The 17,257-nt window shown below is 63.0% G+C and carries 20 protein-coding genes; 17 read left to right on the plus strand and 3 right to left on the minus strand.

The window, feature by feature from the left end; genetic code table 11:
• Nucleotides 1-183: 183 nt before the first annotated feature.
• From AD944_RS16325 to AD944_RS06090, 9 genes are all read left to right on the plus strand, one after another.
• Nucleotides 184-390 (plus strand): transcriptional regulator domain-containing protein, encoded by a 207-nt coding sequence (locus AD944_RS16325; protein ID WP_082741337.1) that lies wholly within the window; start codon nt 184-186, stop codon nt 388-390.
• A gap of 58 nt (nt 391-448) precedes the next feature.
• Complete coding sequence (locus AD944_RS06055) at nt 449-970, plus strand: DNA -binding domain-containing protein (protein WP_236709321.1); 522 nt, start codon at nt 449-451, stop codon at nt 968-970.
• A gap of 96 nt (nt 971-1,066) precedes the next feature.
• Entirely contained in the window at nt 1,067-1,363 is a 297-nt protein-coding gene (locus tag AD944_RS06060) for a helix-turn-helix transcriptional regulator (RefSeq protein ID WP_045543499.1), read from the plus strand.
• Entirely contained in the window at nt 1,360-2,433 is a 1,074-nt protein-coding gene (locus tag AD944_RS06065) for a replication initiator protein A (RefSeq protein WP_045543500.1), read from the plus strand. The genes AD944_RS06060 and AD944_RS06065 overlap by 4 nt, the downstream gene beginning before the upstream one ends.
• Nucleotides 2,430-2,918: a DUF2840 domain-containing protein gene (locus AD944_RS06070; protein ID WP_045543501.1), complete on the plus strand. Its 489-nt coding sequence runs from the start codon at nt 2,430-2,432 to the stop codon at nt 2,916-2,918. The genes AD944_RS06065 and AD944_RS06070 overlap by 4 nt, the downstream gene beginning before the upstream one ends.
• On the plus strand, nt 2,915-3,541 hold the full coding sequence (locus AD944_RS06075) for a S26 family signal peptidase (protein ID WP_045543514.1): 627 nt from the start codon (nt 2,915-2,917) through the stop codon (nt 3,539-3,541). Before AD944_RS06070 ends, AD944_RS06075 begins: the two co-directional genes overlap by 4 nt.
• Before the next feature lie 58 nt (nt 3,542-3,599).
• Nucleotides 3,600-3,941, plus strand: a complete 342-nt coding sequence (locus tag AD944_RS06080; protein WP_045543502.1) for a DUF736 domain-containing protein — start codon at nt 3,600-3,602, stop codon at nt 3,939-3,941.
• The gene (locus AD944_RS06085; RefSeq protein WP_045543503.1) at nt 3,938-4,621 is read left to right on the plus strand and encodes a lytic transglycosylase domain-containing protein; all 684 of its coding nucleotides are present in this window, start codon (nt 3,938-3,940) and stop codon (nt 4,619-4,621) included. The genes AD944_RS06080 and AD944_RS06085 overlap by 4 nt, the downstream gene beginning before the upstream one ends.
• Before the next feature lie 193 nt (nt 4,622-4,814).
• Nucleotides 4,815-6,554, plus strand: coding sequence for a relaxase/mobilization nuclease domain-containing protein (locus AD944_RS06090; RefSeq protein WP_045543504.1), 1,740 nt, complete (start codon nt 4,815-4,817; stop codon nt 6,552-6,554).
• A gap of 23 nt (nt 6,555-6,577) precedes the next feature.
• Here AD944_RS06090 and AD944_RS06095 read toward each other — a convergent pair whose 3' ends face one another.
• The 3 genes from AD944_RS06095 to AD944_RS16730 all read right to left on the minus strand — a co-directional run bounded on the left by AD944_RS06095 (nt 6,578) and on the right by AD944_RS16730 (nt 8,474).
• The gene (locus tag AD944_RS06095; protein WP_236709322.1) at nt 6,578-7,546 is read right to left on the minus strand and encodes an abortive infection family protein; all 969 of its coding nucleotides are present in this window, start codon (nt 7,544-7,546) and stop codon (nt 6,578-6,580) included.
• A gap of 79 nt (nt 7,547-7,625) precedes the next feature.
• Nucleotides 7,626-8,132, minus strand: coding sequence for a hypothetical protein (locus tag AD944_RS06100; protein WP_045543505.1), 507 nt, complete (start codon nt 8,130-8,132; stop codon nt 7,626-7,628).
• A 189-nt stretch (nt 8,133-8,321) separates the two neighbouring features.
• The gene (locus AD944_RS16730) at nt 8,322-8,474 is read right to left on the minus strand and encodes a hypothetical protein (protein WP_007396835.1); all 153 of its coding nucleotides are present in this window, start codon (nt 8,472-8,474) and stop codon (nt 8,322-8,324) included.
• Between the two features lie 172 nt (nt 8,475-8,646).
• Between AD944_RS16730 and AD944_RS06105 the strand changes: the two genes are divergently transcribed.
• The 8 genes from AD944_RS06105 to trbL form a co-directional block, all read left to right on the plus strand.
• On the plus strand, nt 8,647-10,647 hold the full coding sequence (locus AD944_RS06105; RefSeq protein ID WP_045543506.1) for a conjugal transfer protein TraG: 2,001 nt from the start codon (nt 8,647-8,649) through the stop codon (nt 10,645-10,647).
• 7 nt (nt 10,648-10,654) lie between these two features.
• Complete coding sequence (locus AD944_RS06110) at nt 10,655-11,086, plus strand: CopG family transcriptional regulator (RefSeq protein ID WP_045543507.1); 432 nt, start codon at nt 10,655-10,657, stop codon at nt 11,084-11,086.
• 147 nt (nt 11,087-11,233) lie between these two features.
• Nucleotides 11,234-12,211: a P-type conjugative transfer ATPase TrbB gene (trbB, locus tag AD944_RS06115; RefSeq protein ID WP_007396831.1), complete on the plus strand. Its 978-nt coding sequence runs from the start codon at nt 11,234-11,236 to the stop codon at nt 12,209-12,211.
• Nucleotides 12,208-12,540 carry a TrbC/VirB2 family protein gene (locus AD944_RS06120; protein WP_039998461.1) on the plus strand — a complete coding sequence of 111 codons (333 nt, stop codon included), beginning with the start codon at nt 12,208-12,210 and terminating at the stop codon, nt 12,538-12,540. Before trbB ends, AD944_RS06120 begins: the two co-directional genes overlap by 4 nt.
• Complete coding sequence (locus AD944_RS06125) at nt 12,540-12,818, plus strand: VirB3 family type IV secretion system protein (protein ID WP_007396829.1); 279 nt, start codon at nt 12,540-12,542, stop codon at nt 12,816-12,818. The genes AD944_RS06120 and AD944_RS06125 overlap by 1 nt, the downstream gene beginning before the upstream one ends.
• A 13-nt stretch (nt 12,819-12,831) precedes the next feature.
• Entirely contained in the window at nt 12,832-15,273 is a 2,442-nt protein-coding gene (gene trbE / locus AD944_RS06130) for a conjugal transfer protein TrbE (protein WP_007396828.1), read from the plus strand.
• On the plus strand, nt 15,270-16,073 hold the full coding sequence (trbJ, locus tag AD944_RS06135) for a P-type conjugative transfer protein TrbJ (RefSeq protein WP_039998460.1): 804 nt from the start codon (nt 15,270-15,272) through the stop codon (nt 16,071-16,073). Before trbE ends, trbJ begins: the two co-directional genes overlap by 4 nt.
• Nucleotides 16,074-16,078: 5 nt before the next feature.
• On the plus strand, nt 16,079-17,257 hold a 1,179-nt coding region (trbL, locus tag AD944_RS06140), incomplete at its 3' end, for a P-type conjugative transfer protein TrbL (protein WP_061474798.1).

The following is a 17,257-nucleotide window of genomic DNA, read 5'->3' on the forward strand; positions in this document are numbered from 1 at the left end:
GCATCACGTGATGCCGTAAAAACCGACATTTCACACCCATGTGGCCTGAATCCTCCATCTCCTTCCAAATGATCCCGATCAGGCCGGAGATTTTCGGGATCACCTTCCTGATTTTTGCGGACTACCCGTTTCGGTTTCGCACCGGATACTGGGTCGAATCCATGACATATCGGGGAGGGGAGCGTGCCGACAATCCGGCCGTGGGATGCCGCACCCCTTTGTCGCGCCTTCGCCGGGCTCGACCCTGCCGGTCTCGCCCAGGAATGGTTGCGACACAACCCGGCCTACCGGCGCGATCATGCAGCAACCATGACGACGGGCAAGATTGACGCCGAGGCATGGCGCGCCTTCGCCCGTCGCTGGGGGTTGCGTTTTCCCTGTCGACCCTGAACTCCCCGCCTGGCTTGCCCCCGCTCTCTGGGATCCTGATGTTGCGCCGGAGGTCGTCGTGCGTGGCGACGGGGGTGACATTCTGCTTCGGCTGGCACGCTATGTCCGGGTACGACACGACGGTCCCGATGGCATCCACCTCGTGCTGGAAGGCGATTCTGGCCCGCTGCGCATCGTCGTTGTTGTCGATCGGCAACCCGACGCGCCGGGAACCTGGTTTATCGTCGACGACGGGCATCTCACGACCCGTTTGGCCAGTGTTGCGCGCTTCGGCCGCCTGCTTTCCGGTCGTTCGCCGGGTTCAATTCCACCCAGCCTGCGCCTGAGTCCCCAGCAGAAACTCCGCCAGATCCGCATGCTCTGCATCGCGGAAGGCCGGCGCATGGGCATGGCGGTCCGACGGATCGCGGCGGGCATCTACGGCGAGCGCATCCTGTATCTGTCCCGCAATGAATGGCGTGCCAGCTCATGGCACCGGGCTTTCTATCGCGATCTCGAGGGTGCCGGGTTCTACCTGAATGGCGGTCACATCGCCCTCCTTCAGGGGCTGAAGCAGGGGGGTGACAGTCTGGTGGCCTGAACTTTGTCATCCCTCCCCAAGCCCCATTCTCCGGCAGCGTCCCCTCATGGGCCGCAGCATCCCGCCACTGGCCCGCTCCACCGGGAGGAACACCCCATGCGTGTCCAGCCGACACTGCCACCGCGCTATCTGCGTACCCCGGACGCGGCCAATTTCGTTGGCCTGTCCATCCGCACCCTCGAAAAACACCGGAGTTGCGGCACTGGTCCGCTCTACCGCCAGCTCGGCGGCCGGATCGTCTACGCCGTGGAAGATCTCTGCGCGTGGGCCGATCTGAACGTCCGGCTCTCCACCGGGGACGGCGGCGGCATCCCGATGCCGTCCGATCCCCGCGCCTATATCATCCGCCTGCAGGCCAGGGCTCGCAAGGCGCAGCGGAGTGCCGGACAATGATGCTGGCAGCTGACAACTGGCGTCAGCCCGACCGCCGGTTTGTGGTCACGGGGGCGGCACGGCCCCGCGACATCCGCGATCTGATGGGTCGCCCGTTCTTCTCGCTAGGGCACATGGCGCGCCTTGAGCCACTTCGCTACCGTTCGCGTCAGATGGAGATCGTTGTCGAAGCCTCGGCTCCTCTGGGCATGGCGACCATCCGGGACGCCGATGTCCTGCTCTGGCTGACCGGCCAGATCGTCGATGCCCTCAACCACGATTTGTGGGTGTCGCGCCATGTGCGCTTCACGCCTTGGCGGCTGTTCCAGGATCTGGGATGGGCTGACGGCACTCACCAGTATCGCCGGCTTCATGGCGCCCTTGCGCGTCTGGCGGAAACGCGCGTTACCACCAGCCTGCGGCAGGGGCCGGAGTGGCGCGAGAAGCCGTTCGCCTGGATCAGTGACGTCCGGATTTCCCGTGAGGACGGGGTGGCCCTGACCCTGCCGGACTGGCTCATGGAGATGGCCTGTGATCGCTCCCATGTCCTGAGCGTCGATCCCGCTTATTTCCGCCTTTATGGCGGTCTGGAGCGATGGCTTTACCGTCTGGCGCGCCGACATGCCGGTCGGCAGAAAGACGGGTGGCGTTTCGATCTTCGTGATCTCCATGCGCGGTCAGGCACCCTCTCTCCCTGGCGGAATTTCGTGATCGACGTCGTCGGCATTGCCCGTCGTCAGGTCGTCCCAGGTTACGACTGCAAGGTCGTTTATGGCGGAAAACAGCCAGTTCTGCGTATCTCCCCAACGGTATCATCCACCGGTTCTGTGGATAATCATGTGAATCCTACCGTTGGTCAGGATACGGAACATACCATTGCTGACGGTGCGGAAATACCGTTGCTGAGGGTGCAGAAAACGTCGCAATCCATTGTTTTCAAAAGCGGAATCGGATCCGTAACTTATATAACTAATATAATAACTTATTATGTAGGGGATTCCGGTCTTTTGGTTCCCCTCCCGACAGCCCGGTCGGGGTATGGAAAAAAGGCTCGGGAAGCGGTCGCGGATCGCATGGTCGGTGTCCTATGACCGCCCGCTCTTTCCGGCCGGACGACGCTGTCCTCACCACGGTCGAACTGACCTGGATCGAGAAGCGCATCGAGCACTGGATCCGCTTCGGCCACCCCGTCGAGGATCGCATTCTCGATCGTCGGCGCAGGCTGATGAGTTTCACGCCGGACAGCGTGTTCGCGTTCATCCGCTGGGCCGCGAACGATTTCGGCACCGTGGTGTCCTGCATCGATATCGTGCGCGCCGTCGGGGTTCAGGAAGCCTGCCAGACGGTGCCGTTCGTGCGCCCCGGTGGTGAGAGTCTGCTGCGCCAGAGCGGCTGGCCGAAGGTAAGGCGCGTGCTGGAGGCGATCGACGGCGTGGAGGCGCTGGGGATCGATCCTGCCGGCGTCTGTCCCGATCACTGGCGCCACCTGCATCACCGGCTCACGGCGGCGCAGGAGCCACGTCCCTACACGTCAGAGCGCCATGAGGCATGGCTGCGCAGGAGGGCTATGTCATGACCCGGCGCGCCTGGTTCTTCGCCACGTATTTCGCCGTGCTCGGCGTGGGTGCCTCGCTGGCGTTTCATCCCACGCCGCGCTGGGTCTGGAACGAGACGGCGAGTGTCCCGGTCGGGCTGTATCGCATCCAGCCCACCGTCTCGATCCGTGTTGGCGACATTGTCGCCATCCGTCTGCCGGAGCGCGAGGCAATGCTGCTGGCGACGCGCGGCTATCTGCCTTTCGGTGTGCCGCTGCTCAAGCCGGTGGCGGCACTCGCAGGGCAGAACGTCTGCCGTAATGGCGTGCATGTCACCGTCGACGGAAAGGCCGTCGGTGATGCGAAGACTGTCGATCATCGGGGCCGAAAACTGCCGGTCTGGCAGGGCTGCCAACGTCTTGAACCGGGGCAGGTTTTCGTCATGAACGCCGCTGTGCCGACCAGTCTGGATGGGCGGTATTTCGGTGTCCTACCGATGGAAACAGTGATCGGTCGCGCGGTGCCGATGCATGTCCGCACGGGCGAGGCGGAGCCGCCGCCGCATTTCGATCCCCTCCCGGAACCGGATGATCCCGCGCGGAAGGGACTGCTTCTGGCTCCGCCCATGCTGCCCGCGAAAGAGAGCGAACCGCCCATCCAATGACGGTGACGTGGTCGTCGGATTTTCCGTCATTCCCACTCTGTCTGAAAGGATTTTTCCCATGAGCCAGGTCGGATTTTTCACCCGCACCGCTGATGGTTTTGCCGGACGCGTGCGCACCCTGTCGCTGGATGCTGAACTGACCTTCGTGCCAGCGGAAAACAATGGCGCGGAGCATGCTCCGGATTATCGTATTCACCTGGGTGACGGGGATACTGGCCCCGAGCTGGGCGCGGGATGGAAACGCACCGGGGAACGTGCTGGGGAGTATGTGTCCGTGCTCCTGGACGATCCCACTTTCATGCAGCCGATCCGCGCCACACTGTTCCAGGCCGGACGTGGTGGCCGCGAGTGGCAACTGGTCTGGAACCGGCCTGCAAAACGCCCAGGAGGCCGGGAATGAGCGCCCGGTTTTTTATGTCCGCCGGCGTGCTGGCCGTGCTCGCGCTAACGCTCTCGCCGACCATCGCCCACGCGCAGGATTTCGACGATCTGGTGCGTCAGGCGGCGGAACGGAACGCGATCCCGCCAGCGTGGGTGCGGGCAGTCCTCCGTGCCGAAAGTGCTGGCGATCGGCACGCGGTCTCCGGCGCCGGTGCGATGGGTCTGATGCAGCTTATGCCCGGCACGTGGAGGGACGTCCGCCGCACGCTCAATCTGGGGGATGATCCCTTCGATCCACATGACAACATCGCGGCCGGGGCAGCCTATCTGCGATGGCTGCATGACCGCTACGGCGATGCAGGGTTTCTCGCCGCTTATAACGCCGGTCCCGGTCGCTATGACGATCATCTGGCGACTGGTCGGCCATTGCCTGCCGAGACGGTTTCCTACGTCGCATCTGTCGCCCGGCTGATCGATGACCCGTCGTTCAGCGCGTATTTCTCCATCCCGTTTTCCATTGCTCCGGCGGGTGGCTGGACTTCCGCGTCGCTCTTCATTTCCGGCAGCGAAAGTGCGCTTTCATCGTCATCTCAGGGCATTTTTTTAAGACGATCCGGGCAGACGATTTTTACTCCGTCCACGCTCTTCGCAGGTCATGTCCGTAGCGCGCCGGGAGTGGGTTCGGCGCAGGGGAAGTGAATCACGAAAACCCCGGAAAAGGACAGAAAAAGTGAGGGCTGGATAAAAGGCCGCACATCGCGGCTCGGTCGGGGTGGCTGTTTTCCGGGGTTTTTGAAGTCTTGTCGCGAGGTGCATGGATTTTCCGCACCTCGCGGCAAGGTATCATCTCTTTGATCCTGCGCGATCTTTCGCGCGGTGCAGGACATTTTTCATGAACGGAGACGAAGAATTCCGGGTTCGGCCGGGGCGCATCCGCTCCACCCGCGCCCGGCAGGCGCGGCCTTTCGTGACGCAGGTGCTGGCGTCCGTGCAGCGGGCCGGTGGCCGGGTGTCCCGCGCGGGGAAAATCAGTGCCGGGCGTCGCTCCAGTTTCGGGCGGGGCCGGGCCGCCGCTCATGCCGCCAATCGCCTGCTGACCAGCCGTTCGCGGGGCGTCGTGATCAAGGCCCGTGTCGTACGGCACGCACCGCGCGCGACGCCGCTGGCAGCACACCTGCGGTATCTCCGTCGGGAGGGCGTGACGCGGGACGGGGAGGACGCGCGCCTGTTCGGCAAGGACAGCGACGATATCCGCGCCTCGGACTTCGCCGAACGCTGCGACGGCGATCGTCATCATTTCCGCTTCATCGTCTCGCCAGAGGATGCGCCGGAAATGTCGGACCTGCGGGCTTTTGCACGGGATCTGATGGGGCAGATGGAAACCGATCTTGACACGAAACTGGACTGGGCCGCTGTCGATCACTGGAACACGGCGCACCCCCATCTGCATGTCATCGTCCGGGGTGTGGCAGAGGATGGTTCCGACCTGGTGATCGCGCGTGATTATATCCGTGAAGGCATGCGTGCCCGGGCCCAGGATCTGGTGACGCTGGAACTCGGACCGCGCACGGATCATGATATCCACCAGGCGGTCGAGCGGCAGGTGAACGCCGACCGCTGGACTCAATTGGACCGTCAGCTTCAGAAGGACGCGGGGCAGGATGGCGTCATCGCTCTCGGGCGCGCGCCGGGCGAAACACTGGACGCCTTCGCGACGGTGAAACTGGGTCGCCTGCGCCGCCTGGAAACGATGGGGCTGGCGCATCGGGTCGGACCGGATCGCTGGCGGATGGACGAAAGTGCGGAGGCAACCCTGCGGGAGATCAGCGAGCGCAACGACATCATCAAACGGATCCACCGGGGGCTGGCGGAGCAGAAGATCGATCGTGCCGCGTCATCCTGGGTAATGGCCGCCGAGGATACCACCGATCCTGTCATCGGCCGACTGGTCGATCGTGGCCTCGACGATGAGCTGCGCGGCACAGCTTATGCGGTCATCGACGGAATTGACGGACGCACGCATCATGTCCGCCTGCCGAACATCGAAGCCGCAGGTGATGGGGCAGTCGGTTCCATCGTGGAACTGCGACATTTCACCGACAAACGGGGACGTGACTGTGTCGCTCTGGCCGTGCGCTCGGACGTCACGCTGGAACGGCAGGTGATGGCGGATGGTGCCACCTGGCTCGATCGGCAGGCGACCGCGCGGGAGCCTCTTGCCCTGGCGTCCACCGGGTTCGGCGCCGATGTCAGAGAGGCGATGGAAAAGCGCACGGATCATCTGATGGAGCAGGGGCTGGCCAGTCGCGACGGCGGAAGCGTCCATTATGCCCGGAACCTGATCGCTACGCTGCGCCAGCGGGAACTGGAGACGCTGGGCCGGAGCCTCGCCAGGAAATCGGGGATGCCGTTCCGGCGGAGCGGGGAAGGCGATCCCGTCACGGGCACCTACCGCCAGCGTTTCAATCTGGCGTCGGGCCGGTTCGCCATGATCGACGACGGGCTGGGCTTCGAACTGGTGCCATGGTCGCCGTCGCTGGAAAAACAGCGCGGGCGGGAGGTGGCGGGCATCATGCGTGGCGATGGGGGGATTGACTGGTCGTTCGCGCGCAAGCGAGGACTCGGATTGTGATGGGCAAATCGGATGACTGATCTTCAGATTTGCTCAGCATGTTGGGGCAGGGCACGATGTTCCTGGCGTTCCCAGGTTTCGATCAGGAACAGTGCCAACGAACTCGCCGCATTGATGGCAAGCCGAGCAATCCGCGCGTCAATGCGCCGGAAACCTTTTTCGCGACCATGCGCATCTCCACCGTGCGTTCGTAATGCGCCAATGCCTTTGGCAACGGAAGTGAGACCACTGAGCGTCTGACGGATGTCCGCTTCTATTTCCGATGGAAAATCTGTACGCCCTGGAGACAGGCCAAGGGGTATCTGCACAGCGCGGATCAGCCCATCGATATCCTTTTTAGGCGGCAGTGGCAGGGCAAGTTCCACGAGGATCGAACGGCATACTGCCTCAATCAGGGAACAGGCCGCTGTCACCGCATCTTCTGGATCGCTTTCCAGATTTGGGAGAGCCCGTGCGATTTCCATCTGAACCGTGTCGAAATCCAGCGTGGCCACTTTCATGATAAATGGTTCGACAATTCCACCGGCTCCCTGACGCTCTGTCAGAACAGCCTTCCCGCCGACGATAACGACGGCCAGCTGGTCGGCTCCAAGAGCCTTGTTGAGATGCTCGCGTACAGCGGTCGCTCTGTCAGGGTGCTCCAGATAGGTGCGGGGGTCACAGACCTGTTCGATAATCCGGGTGAGATAGACCTCAGCATTACCATCAGGGTGGTTAGCGACCTTGCGGATGAAGTCAGTTGTGGCCGGGACGCGCGAACTCGCGCCGATACGCATATCGAGGCCACAGTTGAGAAAGAACTGCTCGATTTTGGGGCCTGAGCGATAGATACCAATTGGTGGTGTATTATCGTTTCCAGCACCACCCGTGATCGTATCGACCAAAGCTTTGATAACAAACGGAGAGAACTTGCCGGTCATGGCTTCATCGTGAGCAGGGTGAGAACGGTCTGCTTTCGATCCATCCAGGCGGCGGCCACCTGACTGCGCCATGCGATCATGTCATGGATCCGTTGATAATCATCGGCGATATTCCGAGTGAAGATTGGTTCGTGATGCGCGATCCGGTTCCTCAGACGTCGAATGATCTGGAGGTCCGCGTAGGCTGCTGCCCGCAATTGCGAGATCGTTGGTCCTGATGGTGCTCCGGGAAATAGGTACGCAAATGCGTGTTCCAGATGCGGCTGTCCTGACCGGCAGTGAAAATATTCTCCCAGAATGCAAACTTTAATTCAGCTATGATCTTGCCGGTTGTGGGCAGCGTCGAGGCGCGAGACTGAAGATCGATCGCCGGGTTATATCGCGCCCGACCTTTCGGGCGAGGCAGGCTTCGGATGAAGCCATTGTTCCATGGCCAGTTGGCACCATGGACGTGCTCAATCGCTTCAGCGATGCCATTGCGGACAGCAACCTCGCAGACCTGAAGCGGGATGATCAGCGCCGATGAAACGTCGAGATTCCACTCATAAAGTGCGAGAGCCTTTTCCCGGTCGTTGCCCATGGCTTGCAGGTATGTTGCAAAGCGTGGTGCGGAAATGACGACGGGCAGATCCTGTATCTCGGCCGGGGAGAAAGGCAATGAGGAGTTCCTGTAGGCACGATATTGACGGTGGCATCAGAGCCACGATATAAGAACGCAGCGGCTTTGAGAACGCGGGCTTATGCCCCCCCTCATCGTCCAAGGATATATTAAGGCCCGCCGAAAGGCGGGCCTTTTTCTTTATATTGCCCGTCAAGCGCCTTGGCCAGAGTGACTATGGCGGGCAGTTCAAAGCGTTGGAAATTCATCGCTCAGGAAGCCGTGCCCTGTGTGCAATGCGTTCACCGCATCAATCACATGGTCGAGCTTCCGCTGTTCCTCCGTGCATTGCTGATCGACGGTATCGTCAGACGGGGGGAAGAGGGGCGATGATCCGGTCATGGCTCGACTCCTTCCGGGGTTATTCTGCGCATGATGTGCGGGTTTGGCTGTAGTCCGCAACGTGCAAGTATTTCTTCGCTCCTGCCCGCTCCTGTACGACGGCCTCCAGTTCGCGCTTGCTTCCCGGAAAATCCCGGTTCTTCGCTGTCTCCCATGACAAGGGGAGGGATCGATGGACCAGCCGGGAACACGTATCCAGTGGGGACAGGCGCTCGTGGTCCTGTCCATGATCGTGCTGTCCTGGTGGACGGCCACTCAATGGACGGCCTGGGAACTGGCGTTCCAACCGGAACTCGGTCAACCGTGGTTCACGGTTCTGCATCGTTGGCCGCTCTACGCTCCGCCGCTTTTTTTCTGGTGGTGGTACGAGTTCGACGCCTACGCGCCGGCGGTCTTCGCGCGCGGCGCTTGGATCGCGGGCTCGGGCGGGGTGCTGGCTTTTGCGGCGGCGGTGGCGCTGTCCGTCCACCGCGCCCGCGAGGCGAAGCGCGCCGCGACCTATGGCTCCGCCCGCTGGGCCGAGGACGAGGAAATCCGCGCGGCCGGGTTGCTGGGCGAGGACGGCGTGGTGCTGGGGAAATACCGCCGGGCCTATCTCCGACACGATGGTCCCGAGCACGTCCTGACTTTCGCGCCGACGCGCACCGGCAAGGGTGTGGGCATGGTGATCCCCACGCTCCTGACCTGGCCGGGTTCGGCCATCATCCATGACATCAAGGGCGAGAACTGGCAGATTACCGCCGGTTTCCGTGCAACCTTCGGGCGGGTGCTGCTGTTCGACCCCACCAATCCGGTGTCCTCGGTCTACAACCCGCTGCTGGAGGTCCGGCGCGGGGCGTCGGAGGTTCGCGACGTGCAGAACATCGCCGACATCCTGGTCGATCCCGAAGGCTCGCTGGAGCGGCGCAACCATTGGGAAAAGACCTCCCACGCCCTGCTGGTCGGCGCGATCCTGCATGTGCTCTATGCCGAGGACGACAAGACGCTCGCCGGGGTGGCGAAATTCCTCTCCGACCCGAAGCGGTCGATCGAGGCGACCCTGTCCGCCATGATGCGGACATCGCATCTTGGGGAGGCGGGGCCACACCCCGTCGTGGCGTCGGCGGCGCGGGAATTGCTGAACAAGTCGGACAATGAGCGCTCCGGCGTGCTCTCGACCGCCATGTCGTTTCTCGGCCTCTACCGCGATCCGGTGGTGGCCACCGTGACCAGTCGTTGCGAATGGCGGATCGGCGATCTGCTGGAGGGCGACCAGCCTGTCTCCCTGTATTTCGTCATCCCGCCCTCGGATATCAGCCGCACCAAGCCACTGATCCGCCTGATCCTCAACCAGATTGGGCGGCGGTTGACGGAGGATCTGTCCGGTCGGGAGGGGCGGCGTCGCCTGCTGCTGATGCTCGACGAGTTTCCCGCCCTTGGACGTCTGGATTTCTTCGAGAGCGCGCTGGCCTTTATGGCGGGCTACGGGATTAAGGCATTCCTGATCGCGCAATCCCTCAACCAGATCGATAAGGCGTACGGTCAGAACAACAGCATTCTGGACAATTGTCATGTCCGGGTCAGTTTCGCCACCAACGATGAGCGCACCGCGAAACGCGTGTCCGACGGTCTGGGTGTGGCCACCGAGATCCGGTCGCAGAAGAACTATGCCGGCCATCGGTTATCGCCCTGGCTTGGGCATCTCATGGTCTCGCGCCAGGAGAGCGCTCGCCCCCTGATGACGGTGGGCGAAGTCATGCAGATCCCGGCACGGGAGGAAGTGGTCATGGTGGCGGGCTGTCCGCCCATCCGGGCGCGGAAGGCGCGGTATTTCCGGGATCGTCGCTTCGTCGAGCGCGTGCTGCCGCCGCCCGATCCGGCGCAACTGCCACGGCCTGTCCGGCCCGATGACTGGAGTGGTCGTCCGTCTCCTGTCACCCCGCCACCGGAGCAGACGGGGTCGCCGGCAGCACCGGATAAACCCGACGACGCCGATAGTGATGAATCCCTCGGCACGGGACGGAAATGGTCGCGCGAGCATGACCCGGCGGATGCCGGCCAGCGCAGGGCGCGTAACGCACCTGACCTGTTTGGCGAGGAACTGCCACTGGATCCGGAAGCACGGGATCGTGCCGACCTGACGTGGATTGCCCGGCAGGCCGGGCTCGACCGTGGCAACGATCTCGGGTTGTGAGGGCGTGATGAGAACATTCCCGAAGAAGGCGCGCCTGTCGGTCTATCTGGCACCGAAGCTACTGGACGCCCTGACCGCCCATGCGGCGCGGCGTGATCTGTCCCTTTCCCTGGTGGCGGAGGCCGCCATCGCATCCTTCCTGTCGCCCGATGCTGATGAACGGCGGGAGGCGGCGATGAGCCGCAGGCTGGACCGCCTTGACCGGCAGGTCGCCCGCATGGAGCGCGATCTCGGGATCAGCCTTGAGACGCTGGCCCTGTTTATCCGCTACTGGATGACGGTCAGCCCGTCCTTGCCGGAACCGGCCGCAGCGGCGGCGCGGGCGCAGGGGGCGGAACGTTACGAGGCGTTCGTGGCTGCCCTTGGCCGACGACTCAGCCGGGGGCCGTTCTTTCGGCAGGAGATCCCGGAAGATGTGCCACCCGTGGCGGAATCCTGATTCCGCAGTCCGCAAGTAAAAACCGCAACGGATACGATCCTGTACGATCATGGAAAAATGCTGTTGAATTCGGTCAGAAACAGCACTCTCTAATTGTCCCCGTCGTCGTCCGGAGAGGCCGGATGACCTGAACGGACGGGGATTTCTATGGCGGTTACATCGATTGAGAGTGGCGCCCGACAACGTGGGATTTCCATGCTGCGCACGGCGATGGGACCAGCGATTGCGGGGCACCTTGCTGATCCGGCCGTGGTCGAGGTCATGCTCAATCCCGACGGGCGGCTCTGGATCGACCGCCTGTCCGAGGGGCTGTCCGACACGGGGGAAACCATCACACCTGCCGATGCCGAGCGCATCGTGCGTCTGGTCGCCCACCATGTCGGAGCCGAGGTGCATGACGGTGCGCCGCGTGTCTCGGCCGAACTCCCGACCGGTGAGCGGTTTGAGGGACTGCTGCCACCTGTGGTGACGGCTCCGTGCTTCGCGATCCGCAAGCCCGCCGTCGCGGTGTTCACCCTCGACGACTATGTCGAGGCCGGGATCATGACTGAGGGGCAAGCACATTTCCTGCGCCAGGCCGTTGCCGAGAGAAAGAACATCCTGGTCGCTGGCGGCACGTCCACCGGCAAGACCACGCTGGTCAACGCCCTGCTGGCCGAGGTCGCGAAAACCGACGACCGGGTCGTGCTGATCGAAGATACGCGCGAACTGCAATGTGCTGCGCCCAACCTTGTCTCGCTCCGTACGCGCGACGGCATCGTGACCCTGTCCGAACTGGTGCGCTCGGCCCTGCGCCTGCGGCCTGATCGTATCCCGATTGGTGAGGTGCGCGGTCCCGAGGCACTGGATCTGCTCAAGGCATGGGGCACAGGCCATCCCGGCGGCATCGGCACGCTGCATGCGGGCACCGCCATAGGTGCCCTGCACCGCATGGAGCAACTGATCCAGGAGATCGTCGTCACCGTGCCCCGCGCGCTGATTGCAGAGACGATCGACGTGATCGCCGTCCTGTCCGGACGGGGCGTGCAGCGCCGGTTGTCCGAACTCGCCACGGTGGATGGGCTTGATCCCGCCACAGGCGCCTATCGCATCCATCCCTTCCAGCATCCGGGAGAACCTCAATGACCCATGCCATAATCCGCGTGCGTCGACACGCGCCTGTCCTTTCCGCCATGCTGCTGTTGTCCGTGGTGTGGTGTTCCTCGGCCCTGGCGTCCGGGTCGGACATGCCGTGGGAGGAACCGCTCAACCAGATTCTGGAATCGGTGCAGGGACCGGTGGCGCGCATCGTGTCGGTGATCATCATCACCGTGACCGGCCTGACCCTGGCCTTTGGCGAAACATCCGGCGGCTTCCGTCGCCTGATCCAGATCGTCTTCGGCCTGTCCATCGCTTTTGCGGCCAGCTCGTTCTTTCTGTCGTTCTTCTCCTTCTCGGGTGGAGCACTGATCTGATGGCCGCCGGATATGACGATGACGCGGTGCCGGGTTTTCATGTCCCGGTGCATCGCTCCCTGACCGATCCGATCCTGCTGGGTGGCGCACCCCGTACGCTGGCGATCGCCAACGGTACGCTGGGGGCTGCGATCTCGCTGGGGCTGCGGCTCTGGCTGGTTGGAGCCGTGTTCTGGATCGTCGGGCACGGGCTCGCGGTCTGGGGTGCCAAACGCGATCCGCAGTTCGTCGAGGTGGGACGGCGACATCTCCGTTACCCCGCCTGGCTGCGGTCATAGGGAGGGCAGGGCGATGATGTCCCTTGGCGAATATCGCAACCGTGCTGCCCTCCTGTCGGATTTTCTCCCATGGGCCGCGCTCATGGAACAGGGTGTGGTCCTGAACAAGGACGGTTCATTCCAGCGCACGGCAAAAATTCGTGGTCCCGATCTGGACAGTGCCACACCAGCGGAACTGGTTGGAGTCACTGGCAGGCTGAACAATGCCCTGCGCCGTCTGGGCTCGGGCTGGGCGATGTTCGTCGAGGCGCAGCGCGTGCCCGCGACAGTATATCCCGACAGCGATTTCCCCGATGCGGCCAGCCAGATGGTCGATCTCGAACGTCATGAGCAGTTCGAGGATGAGGGCGTGCATTTCGAGAGCCAGTATTTCCTGACGCTGGTCTGGTTGCCGCCTGCGGAATCATCAGGCCGTGCCGAACGGTTTCTCTATGAGGGCCGGGAGCGGGAGGGACCGGATCCGCATGGCATGCTCCATACGTTCGTGGACCGCACGGATCGGATGCTTGCCCTGCTGGACGGGTTCATGCCTGAAGCGGCATGGCTCAATGACGGCGAAACGCTAACGTATCTCCATTCCACCATTTCGACACGGAACCAGCGCGTCAGGGTGCCGGAAATTCCCATGCATCTGGATGCGCTGCTGGTGGACCAGCCGCTGTCGGGTGGTCTGGAGCCGAAGCTCGGCGATGCTTATCTGAAAACCCTGACCATTACCGGTTTCCCGTCACGGACCTTCCCCGGAATCCTGGATGACCTGAACCGGCTGGCGATGCCGTATCGCTGGTCCACTCGTGCCATCCTGCTCGACAAGACCGACGCCACGAAGGTGCTGACGAAAATCCGTCGCCAGTGGTTCGCAAAGCGCAAGAGCATTACGGCGATTGTTCGGGAGGTGATGACCAACGAGGCGTCGGTTCTCGTGGATAACGACGCCGCCAACAAGGCGGCGGATGCGGACCTTGCCTTGCAGTCCCTCGGTGCTGATGACGTCGGGCAGGCCTACATCACCGCCACGGTAACAGTCTGGGATGGTTCCGCTTCCATCGCTACAGAAAAGCTCCGTTTGGTCGAAAAGATCATCCAGGGCCGCGATTTCACCTGCATGGCGGAAAGCCTCAATGCGGTGGAAGCGTGGCTGGGTTCTTTGCCCGGTCATGTCTACGCCAATGTGCGCCAGCCACCTGTCTCGACGTTGAATCTTGCGCATATGATCCCGCTTTCCGCCGTGTGGGCGGGACCGGAGCAGGATGGGCATTTCAAGGCGGCACCTCTGTTCTACGGCAAAACGGCCGGTGCCACACCGTTTCGTTTCAGCCTCCACGTTGGTGATGTGGGTCACACGCTGATTGCAGGCCCGACAGGGGCCGGAAAGTCGGTGCTGCTGGCGCTGATGGCGCTCCAGTTCCGCCGCTATACAGGATCGCAGGTGTTCGCTTTCGATTTCGGTGGTTCGATGCGGGCCGCGACGCTGGCGATGGGCGGGGACTGGCACGATCTCGGCGGTGGCCTGACGGATGATGACGGCCACCCCGCCGTTTCGCTCCAGCCGCTGGCAGGGATTGATGATCCCGATGAACGCAAATGGGCTACCGAATGGCTGGGGCAGATCCTTGTCGGCGAGGGGGTGACGCTGACGCCGGACGTCAAAGCCCATCTCTGGTCGGCCCTGAATTCCCTCGCGTCATCGCCCGACCATGAACGCACGATCTCCGGTCTGGTGGCACTCCTCCAGTCCAACGTCCTGAAGCAGGCCCTGGCGCCCTACTGCCTTGGTGGTCCCTATGGCCGCCTGCTCGATGCAGACGCCGAGCGGCTGGGTGAAGCCGACGTGGTGGTGTTCGAGACCGAAGGTCTGATCGGTTCTGGCGCAGCCTCTTCCGTGTTGTCCTACCTGTTCCATCGCATCGAAGGCCGTCTGGATGGTCGCCCAACGCTGCTGGTCATCGACGAGGGCTGGCTGGTGCTGGATGACGGGGATTTCGCCGGCCAGCTACGGGAGTGGCTGAAAACCCTGCGCAAGAAGAATGCGTCGGTGATTTTCGCGACCCAATCCCTGTCCGACATCGCCAACAGTCCGATCGCGCCAGCAGTGGTGGAAAGCTGCCCGACGCGGATCTTCCTGCCGAACGAGCGGGCGATCGAGCCGCAGATCGCCACGATCTATCGGGATTTCGGGCTGAACGAGCGGCAGATCGCCATCATCGCCCGTGCGGCCTCGAAGCGGGAGTATTACTGTCAGGCCCAGCGTGGCAACCGTCTGTTCGAACTGGGGCTCGGGCCGGTAGCACTCGCCCTGTGCGCGGCATCCGGCAAGGACGACCACAAGCTGATCGACGCGGTGCTGGCGGAGCATGGACGGAATGGTTTTCTCCCCGCGTGGTTCGAGGCGCGTGGCGTCATGTGGGCGGCAGATCTGTTGCGCGATGATCGTGGACCAGAGGGCGTGCCATGATTGAAAAATCTTTCCGGCTTTGGGCTGAATTTTTCGGTCGTGCGAGCGAAAAACATTTCCGACGAGGTGTCCTTTTTACCTCTGCAATGCTGGCGGTTGGCGGGACATTCTCTCCCTTGCATCCGGCCCATGCCCAGTGGGCGGTGTATGACGGTGCAAACCACGTCGAGAACGTGCTGATCGCGGCCCGGACCCTCCAGCAGATCGACAACCAGATCACGTCCCTCGCCAATCAGGCGCAGATGCTGGTCAACCAGGGGCGCAATCTCGCGAGCCTGCCACTTTCGACATTGTCGACCCTGCAATCAACGATTTCGCAGACGACGGCACTGCTCGCGCAGGCGCAGAACATCGCCTACAGCGTGCAGTCGGTCGAGCAGCAGTATCAGCAGGCGTACACGTCCGTCTCGGCCGGCATGTCTGACGGCGCCCTGTTCAGCCAGGCACAGACGCGGTGGCAGAATTCCGTCGGCGGGTTTGAGGACGCCCTGAAATTGCAGGCGCGGGTGGTAGGAAACATCCCGAGCGATAGTTCGGCCATGACGCAACTGGTTTCCGCCAGCCAGACTTCCACCGGGGCGTTACAGGCCGCGCAGGCGGGCAATCAGCTTCTGGCCCTGCAATCCCGGCAACTGTCCGACATCCAGGCGGAACTGGCCGCGAACGGGCGTGCCATGGCCCTGCAACAGTCGCGCGATGCCGCGACAGAAGCAGAAAGTGACGCGCAGTATCAGCATTTCTCGCAGCATGACGCCTACGTGCCGGGCACGGTGTCCATGTTCGGCGGCAGTGGGAACTGACGGTCATGGCCACGAACGATGTCGGTGTTATCGACACTTTCCTCAATACCTTCACGACCACGATCGACAGTGGCTTCGGCCTTCTGAAAGGAAATGTCATCTCACTGGCGGGGTCATTATCCGTGCTGGACGTCGCCCTTGCCGGACTGTTCTGGGCCTGGGCGGCTGATGAGGACATCATCCAGCGTCTGGTGAAGAAGACGCTGTATATCGGGTTCTTCGCGTTCCTGATCAACAATTTCGACCATCTTGCGAAGGTGGTGTTCGACAGTTTCGCCGCCATGGGTCTCAGGGCCGGTGACGGAAGTCTGCCACTTTCGGATTTCCTCCATCCCGGCCGACTGGCCGCGACGGGGTTCGATGCGGCCCAGCCGCTGCTGGAGTCCGTTCATAATCTTCTCGGCCCTGTCGCATTTTTCAAAAACTTCATCCAGATTTTTGTGCTGTGCCTGTCCTGGTTGATCGTGCTGGCAGCGTTCTTCATCCTGGCCGTGCAGCTTTTCGTGGCCCTGATCGAGTTCAAGTTGACCAGCCTCGCTGGTTTCGTGCTGATCCCGTTCGCCCTGTTCAACCGGACGGCGTTTCTGGCCGAGAAGGTGCTGGGCAATGTTGTGTCGTCGGGCGTGAAGGTGATGGTGCTGGCGGTGATCTCCGCCATCGCGTCCGTCCTGTTCCGGCAGTTCAACACCTCCTATGGCGACGCGGTTCCCACGATTGGCCAGGCGGTCTCGGTCGTGCTGGCGTCGGTGTCGATCGTCGGTCTGTCCATCTATGGCGGCAGCATCGCCAACGGGCTGATCTCCGGTGCCCCCCAGCTTGGGGCTGGCGCGGCCGTAGGGACCGGCATGGCCGTCGGTGCCATGGGCGCTGCGGCTGTTGCGGGTGTCGGGGCTGTCGCATCCGGTGGCGCCGCAGCCCTCGGCGCCACGGCTGCCGCCGCACGGGGAGGGGCCGCGATCGCCGGGGCCGCCACGTCCGCCTATTCGGCGGGAGCCGCAGGCGCGTCTGGCGGCGCGGGCAGCATGGCCGCCGGGATCGGAGGCATGGGCCGGGCCGTCGGCGGGAACGTCGCGAATGCCGTCAAAGGGGCGGCATCACGTGCCGGTTCATCCCTCAAAGAAAGCTACGCCGCCGGTGGACGCTGGGCCGCGCGCGGGATGGGCGGTGGAGAGGGTGACGAAACC

The sequence above is a fragment of the Acetobacter tropicalis genome (genome assembly GCF_001580915.1).
GTDB lineage: Bacteria > Pseudomonadota > Alphaproteobacteria > Acetobacterales > Acetobacteraceae > Acetobacter > Acetobacter tropicalis.

Coding starts and splice junctions, on each gene's coding strand:
- AD944_RS06060 (WP_045543499.1), top strand. CDS start 1,067: ATGCGTGTCCAGCCGACACTGCCACCGCGCTATCTGCGTACCCCGGAC.
- AD944_RS06065 (WP_045543500.1), top strand. CDS start 1,360: ATGATGCTGGCAGCTGACAACTGGCGTCAGCCCGACCGCCGGTTTGTG.
- AD944_RS06070 (WP_045543501.1), top strand. CDS start 2,430: ATGACCGCCCGCTCTTTCCGGCCGGACGACGCTGTCCTCACCACGGTC.
- AD944_RS06075 (WP_045543514.1), top strand. CDS start 2,915: ATGACCCGGCGCGCCTGGTTCTTCGCCACGTATTTCGCCGTGCTCGGC.
- AD944_RS06080 (WP_045543502.1), top strand. CDS start 3,600: ATGAGCCAGGTCGGATTTTTCACCCGCACCGCTGATGGTTTTGCCGGA.
- AD944_RS06085 (WP_045543503.1), top strand. CDS start 3,938: ATGAGCGCCCGGTTTTTTATGTCCGCCGGCGTGCTGGCCGTGCTCGCG.
- AD944_RS06090 (WP_045543504.1), top strand. CDS start 4,815: ATGAACGGAGACGAAGAATTCCGGGTTCGGCCGGGGCGCATCCGCTCC.
- AD944_RS06095 (WP_236709322.1), bottom strand. CDS start 7,546: ATGGCGCAGTCAGGTGGCCGCCGCCTGGATGGATCGAAAGCAGACCGT.
- AD944_RS16730 (WP_007396835.1), bottom strand. CDS start 8,474: ATGACCGGATCATCGCCCCTCTTCCCCCCGTCTGACGATACCGTCGAT.
- AD944_RS06105 (WP_045543506.1), top strand. CDS start 8,647: ATGGACCAGCCGGGAACACGTATCCAGTGGGGACAGGCGCTCGTGGTC.
- AD944_RS06110 (WP_045543507.1), top strand. CDS start 10,655: ATGAGAACATTCCCGAAGAAGGCGCGCCTGTCGGTCTATCTGGCACCG.
- trbB (WP_007396831.1), top strand. CDS start 11,234: ATGGCGGTTACATCGATTGAGAGTGGCGCCCGACAACGTGGGATTTCC.
- AD944_RS06120 (WP_039998461.1), top strand. CDS start 12,208: ATGACCCATGCCATAATCCGCGTGCGTCGACACGCGCCTGTCCTTTCC.
- AD944_RS06125 (WP_007396829.1), top strand. CDS start 12,540: ATGGCCGCCGGATATGACGATGACGCGGTGCCGGGTTTTCATGTCCCG.
- trbE (WP_007396828.1), top strand. CDS start 12,832: ATGATGTCCCTTGGCGAATATCGCAACCGTGCTGCCCTCCTGTCGGAT.
- trbJ (WP_039998460.1), top strand. CDS start 15,270: ATGATTGAAAAATCTTTCCGGCTTTGGGCTGAATTTTTCGGTCGTGCG.